The sequence below is a fragment of the Faecalitalea cylindroides genome (assembly GCF_028321995.1).
GTDB classification, from domain to species: Bacteria; Bacillota_I; Bacilli_A; order Erysipelotrichales; family Erysipelotrichaceae; genus Faecalitalea; species Faecalitalea cylindroides.
The window spans coordinates 63,468-69,971 of sequence record NZ_JAQLXG010000013.1 but is presented as its reverse complement, the minus strand read 5'-3'; the positions used below and the strand labels follow the sequence as shown (position 1 = coordinate 69,971).

Annotated in this window: 5 protein-coding genes; 1 reads left to right on the top strand and 4 read right to left on the bottom strand. The window is 35.3% G+C overall.

The features are described 5' to 3' along the window. Positions 1–66: 66 nt before the first annotated feature. Both carA and purF read right to left on the bottom strand, forming a co-directional pair. On the bottom strand, positions 67–1,146 hold the full coding sequence (gene carA, locus PND65_RS07760) for a glutamine-hydrolyzing carbamoyl-phosphate synthase small subunit (protein WP_204713112.1): 1,080 nt from the start codon (positions 1,144–1,146) through the stop codon (positions 67–69). A gap of 299 nt (positions 1,147–1,445) precedes the next feature. Continuing rightward, complete coding sequence (gene purF / locus PND65_RS07755; protein WP_087158442.1) at positions 1,446–2,822, bottom strand: amidophosphoribosyltransferase; 1,377 nt, start codon at positions 2,820–2,822, stop codon at positions 1,446–1,448. 199 nt (positions 2,823–3,021) lie between these two features. Here purF and PND65_RS07750 point away from each other — a divergent pair, with 199 nt between their 5' ends. Next, on the top strand, positions 3,022–4,635 hold the full coding sequence (locus PND65_RS07750) for a CTP synthase (RefSeq protein ID WP_035403568.1): 1,614 nt from the start codon (positions 3,022–3,024) through the stop codon (positions 4,633–4,635). Here PND65_RS07750 and PND65_RS07745 read toward each other — a convergent pair. Beyond that, complete coding sequence (locus PND65_RS07745) at positions 4,628–5,203, bottom strand: ANTAR domain-containing response regulator (protein ID WP_271991224.1); 576 nt, start codon at positions 5,201–5,203, stop codon at positions 4,628–4,630. The two genes, PND65_RS07750 and PND65_RS07745, sit on opposite strands and share 8 nt — an antisense overlap. After that, positions 5,190–6,368, bottom strand: coding sequence for a glutamine synthetase family protein (locus PND65_RS07740; RefSeq protein WP_015535933.1), 1,179 nt, complete (start codon positions 6,366–6,368; stop codon positions 5,190–5,192). The genes PND65_RS07745 and PND65_RS07740 overlap by 14 nt, the downstream gene beginning before the upstream one ends. Positions 6,369–6,504 lie beyond the last annotated feature (136 nt).

Genomic DNA, 6,504 nt, shown 5'->3' with positions numbered 1-6,504 from the left:
TCCGCTGCCTGTCCGATCACGATCGGTCCCGATCCGATCACCAGGATCTTGTGTATATCTGTTCGCTTAGGCATTTTCACTCACCTCATTCATCATATCGACAAAGATATCAAATAATAAACGGCTATCTTGAGGACCAGCACTTGCTTCTGGATGGAATTGCGCAGAGAAACATGGATATTGTTTATGTTTGACACCTTCACAACTCTTATCATTCAAAGCCTGATAAATCATTTCTAACTGCGTATCTTTCAGACTGTCTATATCAACTGCATAACCATGGTTTTGAGATGTGATTTCAATAGTTCCGTTAGTTAAATTAATAACAGGATGGTTTCCTCCACGGTGACCGAATTTTAATTTATATGTTTTAGCTCCACATGCTAAAGAAATTAGCTGATGGCCTAGACAAATACCAAACACGACGGTTTGTGGAATCAATTCACGAATGGTATCCAAGACTTCAGGAAGATCTTCCGGATTACCAGGTCCGTTGGATAACATAACTCCATCTGGGTGAAAGCTCATGATCGTTTCACTTGAAGTGTTATATGGAACAACAATCAAGTCACATCCACGTTTAGAAAGTTCACGGACGATATTTAATTTTGCTCCAAAGTCGATCAAAACAACTTTCTTCCCTGTGTTTGGAACAGGATAAATTTTGTTTGTAGACACATGAGAAACTTGATCATGTAGATAATCGGTATTTTTAAGCGTTTCTACCACTTTATCGATATCTGCATCTGGATTGCATAATGTGGCTCTCATTGTACCTTCTTCACGTATTTTTAATGTGATTGCTCTTGTATCTACATCATAAATACCAGGAATATTGTGAGCTTTTAAGAAACTGTCAAGATTTTGTTGAGATCTCCAGTTACTTGGTTCTTCACAATAATCTTTGACCACAAAACCAAATACCACAGGATCAATGCTTTCATAATCATCACGGTTAATCCCATAGTTACCAATCAATGGATATGTCATCATGACAATTTGTCCATAATAAGAATTATCGGTTAAAATTTCCTGATATCCAGTCATTGATGTGTTGAATACCAGTTCTCCAATGCGGAAGTTATCGCTACCGAAGGCTTTTCCGCGATAAACACTTCCATCTTCTAATACTAATAATCTTTCCATGTTGCTCGTCCTTTCTATATACGATTTTTCATATAAATTATAACAGATTCTATGATAAACATGATGAAAATATCATTCGTCATGCCTTAAAAAAAGATCAGCAATCAATGAATTGATTCAAGAATTGCCAATCTTAATGAAAATGATAAAAACAGCCTTTCCTTTCAAGGATAAAAGGGCTTTTGAAGGTCGTTATAGTGTTTTTAGATATTAACAAACTATGTATCATAGAAACCTCCCAAAAAAATGTACAACAATTGTACATTTTTCCTGCATGTCATTTTATCATAATTATATTTTTATTCAACAATTTTTTTATAACTATATAGCTCTGTTGGATATTGCTTATCAAAACAAGCTGTACATAAGCCTGTACCGCCTTTGATCTTACATAAATCTTCAACATTTAAAAACTTCAAAGAGTCTGCCTGTATATACTCTTTTAATTCGTCCACGTTCATTCGTGAAGCAATCAATTCTTCTTTTGTGGAAGTGTCAACGCCATAGAAACAAGGTGAACAGATCATTGGAGAAGCAATACGCATATGAACTTCAAGGGCACCTGCTTCTTTTAAAAGACGAACAATGCGTTTAGAAGTGGTTCCACGAACGATGGAGTCATCGATCAATACAATTCGTTTGTTTTCGACAATGCTGCGAATTGCAGAAAGTTTCATACGAACTCCACGATCTCTAAGTTCCTGTGTTGGTTGAATGAAGGTTCTGGCTACATATCGATTTTTGATAAGACCCATTTCATAAGGCAATCGTCTAGCTTCTGCATATCCACTTGCGGCACTGATTGAAGAATCTGGAACACCAATGACAATATCCGCTTCTAGATCTTTATCGTATTCAGCAAGCAATACACCGGATTTTTTTCTGAAAAGATGAACATTAATTCCATCCAAGGTACTATCCGGACGAGAAAAATAAATATATTCCATGGCACATAAACAATGTTTGATATCATTTGTATAGCTGAAGTGTTCAACTTTTCCATCTGAAAATTTAACGATTTCACCAGGTTTGATATCAACGATATCTGTTCCTGCGATAACATCATAAGCACAGGTTTCTGAGCTAATACAATATCCATCTTGAACCTTGGCATATGATAAAGGTCTTAAACCATATTTATCGCGAACGGCATAAATGCTGTTTTCACTCATGACAAGAATGGCAAAGGCACCTTCCATCATTTGCGCAGTTTTTTGTATTTTTTCTAGTAAGGAACCTTTTTGTCGTTGAATCAAATGTAATACGATTTCACTGTCGCTGGTTCCTTGAAAGATGCTTCCTTCATCTTCCATTTTACAGCGAAGTTCTTTGGCATTTACGATCTGCCCATTATGTACAAGGGCTAATGTCCCCTTGTGGGAAACAGATAAAAATGGCTGTACATTTTCAATCGTGTTACCACCGGCTGTTGTATAACGAACATGTCCAACAGCTATGTCTCCGTTAAATTTAGACAAAGACTCTTCGTTGAAAACTTCTGAAATCAATCCTTTTCCCTTTTGACAAGATATATTCTTTCCATCTGAAACGGCAATGCCACATCCTTCTTGCCCTCTATGCTGCAAAGCGTGAAGTCCATAATACGATAAGGCTGCTGCTGAAGATACTCGATACGCACCAAATACACCACATTCTTCATGTAATTCATCAAACATAGTACTCAACTCCTTGAATTATAGTGTGCATTTTATGCTTTTCTGTTAAGTGTGTCAATAAAAAATTTTCATTTAAAAAAACTTATTGACACACAAAAGAATAAAGATGTATTATCTAAAAATAAAGAAACAAAGGCGTTTCACAAACAGGGGCATTCCCTCTTTTTGTGGACGCTTTTTTTAATTGAAGGAGGTTTTTATGGCAAAATTTATTTTTGTAACAGGAGGTGTTGTTTCTGGTCTGGGAAAAGGTATTACGGCAGCAAGTTTAGGACGTATCTTAAAAGCTCGAGGTCTTAAGGTAACATCACAAAAACTAGATCCTTATATTAATGTCGATCCCGGAACAATGTCTCCTTTTCAACATGGAGAAGTGTTTGTAACCGATGATGGTTTGGAAGCCGATCTTGATTTAGGACACTATGAACGATTTATTGATGAAAATTTGAATCAATACTCTAATTTGACAACAGGTAAAGTGTATCAAAGCGTGATTCAAAAAGAACGAGAAGGAAAATATTTAGGACAGACTGTTCAAGTGATTCCCCATATTACAGATGAAATCAAGTTATTTATCAAACAAGGAGCTTCAAGTTCTGATGCAGATATTGTCATAACAGAAATTGGCGGTACTATTGGTGATATTGAAAGCATGCCTTTTCTAGAAGCAGCTAGACAGATGGTATTAGAAGTAGGACATGAAAACTGTCTGTTCATCCATGTCACATATGTTCCCTATCTTTCAGGTAGTAAAGAATATAAATCCAAACCAACACAGCATTCTGTAAAAGAACTTCAATCATATGGGATTCTTCCAGATATCATAATTGCCAGATGTGATAAACCCATTCCGGAGGCTGTTTTAGATAAAATCCAGCTATTCTGCAATGTACAAAAAGAATGTGTGATCCAAAACATTACTTTAGATTCACTTTATGAAGTTCCTTTGATGTTAGAAAAACAAGAAATGGCACAACGTGTGCTGGAACATTTACATTTATCATGCAATGAACCTGATCTAGATGATTGGAAAAAATTATGCGATCGAATTGTAAATTTAAAAAGTGAAGTGAATATTGCATTGGTTGGAAAATATGTACAGTTTCATGATGCCTATTTAAGTGTTAGTGAAGCTTTGATCCATGCCGGCTTTGACAACAATGTAAAAGTAAAAATCCATTGGATCGATTCTGAAAGTGTCAAACCAGAAGAATTTGATCACGTATTTAAAGATATTCAAGGAATTATCTTACCAGGCGGATTTGGTCATCGAGGAATTCAAGGCATGATCGATATCGCAACCTATGCGTATGATCACAAGATTCCGTATTTTGGAATTTGTTTAGGAATGCAGATAGCCGCAATTGCTTTTGCGCGAAATGTATTAGGATATAAAGATGCCAATAGTTTTGAATTTGATCAGTCCAGTACACATACGATCATTGATTTTATGGCAAACCAAAGTGATAAAATCCAAAAAGGCGGAACGATGCGATTAGGTGCTTATCCTTGTGCAATTGCACAAGATTCTTTATTGGAAAAGATTTATCAAAAATCAATGATTTCAGAAAGACATCGTCATCGCTATGAATTTAATAATGAATATCGAGTTGAATTTGAAAACAATGGTATGCTTATTTCAGGTACCAGTCCCGATAAGCTGCTTGTAGAAGCAATTGAAGCTAAAGATCATCCATTCTATATTGGAGTTCAATTTCATCCTGAGTTTAAGTCACGTCCAAATCGTGCCCATCCTCTTTTTAAAGCGTTTATCAAACAAAGTATGCAAACAAAAAAGGCAAACCTTAAGTAGTTCGCCTGGATAATAATGATCTTGCGATTTCAGTTATGGATACTCTTGTGTCCATAGCTGTTTTTTCTAGATACTTATGAGCTTTTTCTTCACTCCAATTATAGTCCTGAATCAGATAAAGTTTCGCTTGATAGATAATTCGATCCTCCTGTCTTTGTCTTTTTAATTTTGCAATTTTTTGTTCATAATAGTTCTTTTGCAGAAGATATGTTTCAATCATACAAATACTTTGATATATCGTCATCGAGTTTGTTGGAATCGCATTTACAAAGATTTCCTGCTCTTGTGTCTTATAAACAACCTGGTCAAACATTTCTCTTTTTACAAACAAGCAGACCGGAATATGATACATAGAGCTGACTTCGACAGCTAAATTTATTCCATGTCCATCTGCAATGCCTAGACAGACAATACAGTAGGTAAAAGAGCGAGTACGCAATTGTTTTTTGGCCTCTAGTGAACTTTGAACAATGGTAATATCTGTTTTTACTTCTAATAACGATCGAATGGTATCTATGATATTTTTTGATTGTGTGATCAAAAGGGCTGATTGTTTAGAAGTCTTCATCTGAACCATTTAAATACGTTTTTAAAATTGATTCAGGTACATATTGTTTGATAAAATCACTTTTACTGGCAAGATCCATTGCTTCTTTTAAACTGGAAGGTAAAGTACGATTAATGTAATGTTTTTGTACTTGTTCTAAATCTAAATTAGAATCAATACCATCAAGTCCAGCATAAATCAATAACATGTAAGATAGATAGGGGTTTGATGTAGAATCCAATGATTGGCATTCAAACATATCTTGACGATACTGAGGATAACGGATAAGCTGATTTCTTAAGATTGATGAACAAACAACAAATTTAGGAGCTCCTTCATGATTTAAGCGATCGTATGATTGTTTACAAGGATTAAAGAATAATGTCATTTCTTCGATATGAACAAGGATGCCGGCAATAAAGCTTTTGACTTTGGAAGGTTCACTTAGATAGACTTGAACTCGAACTCCATTGCCTGGCTTATCTTTTAAAGGTTTAGGTGAAAAGTCAGCTTCTAGGCCATGAAGCGATGCAACACTTCGTACGACCCATTTAAAGGTCTGGGCATCATCGGCAGCTTGAAGTGGATCATTTTTTCTAAAATCAATTTCGTTTTGGCCCGGCCCTTTTTCATGATGGCTAGCTTTAGGCTCGAGTCCCATATCGGATAAACTAAAACATATCTCACGACGGATATTCTCGCCTTTGTCTTTAGGAAAAACGTCCATATAACTTCCATGATCAATTGGTGTTTTTGTGGATACCCCATTATCGTCCATATGAAATAAATAAAATTCAAACTGTGTCGCAAAATCAATGTTCAATTTGCGCGATCTTAATTCCATGACGGCTTCTTTTAATAAGTTTCGTGTGTCTTCACAATAAAGATTCCCATTGGCATCTTTAATGTCACAATAAAGACGAATGACAGCACCATCCATGGAACGCCATGGCAATATTGTCAGTGTTGAAGGATCTGGAAATAAGAAGAGATCCTCTTTTCCTTTGATATCAAATCCTTTTATATTAAAACGATCAAATGAAATACCTTTTTCAAAAGCTTTAGGTAATGCATCTGGTTGAATTGCAATGTTTTTTTGATTTCCAAACGCATCAAAAAAAGCTAAACGAATGAACTTCACATTTTCTTCCTCGATAAAACGAAGACATTCTTCTTTATTAAACATAGTAAAGCCTCCTTTAATATGTATGTTATTAAAGCATAATTTACATAATACTTTCAACAATTTTCACAAATTTTCATTTTTTTGTTGACAAAGAATTTCAAATGCGTATAATTAGCGACATAGAAAAGGCAAAGGT

Excerpts from the sequence above, each read along its gene's own strand:
- PND65_RS07750 (WP_035403568.1), top strand. The coding sequence starts at position 3,022 with ATGGCAAAATTTATTTTTGTAACAGGAGGTGTTGTTTCTGGTCTGGGA.
- PND65_RS07745 (WP_271991224.1), bottom strand. The coding sequence starts at position 5,203 with ATGAAGACTTCTAAACAATCAGCCCTTTTGATCACACAATCAAAAAAT.
- PND65_RS07740 (WP_015535933.1), bottom strand. The coding sequence starts at position 6,368 with ATGTTTAATAAAGAAGAATGTCTTCGTTTTATCGAGGAAGAAAATGTG.
- purF (WP_087158442.1), bottom strand. The coding sequence starts at position 2,822 with ATGTTTGATGAATTACATGAAGAATGTGGTGTATTTGGTGCGTATCGA.
- carA (WP_204713112.1), bottom strand. The coding sequence starts at position 1,146 with ATGGAAAGATTATTAGTATTAGAAGATGGAAGTGTTTATCGCGGAAAA.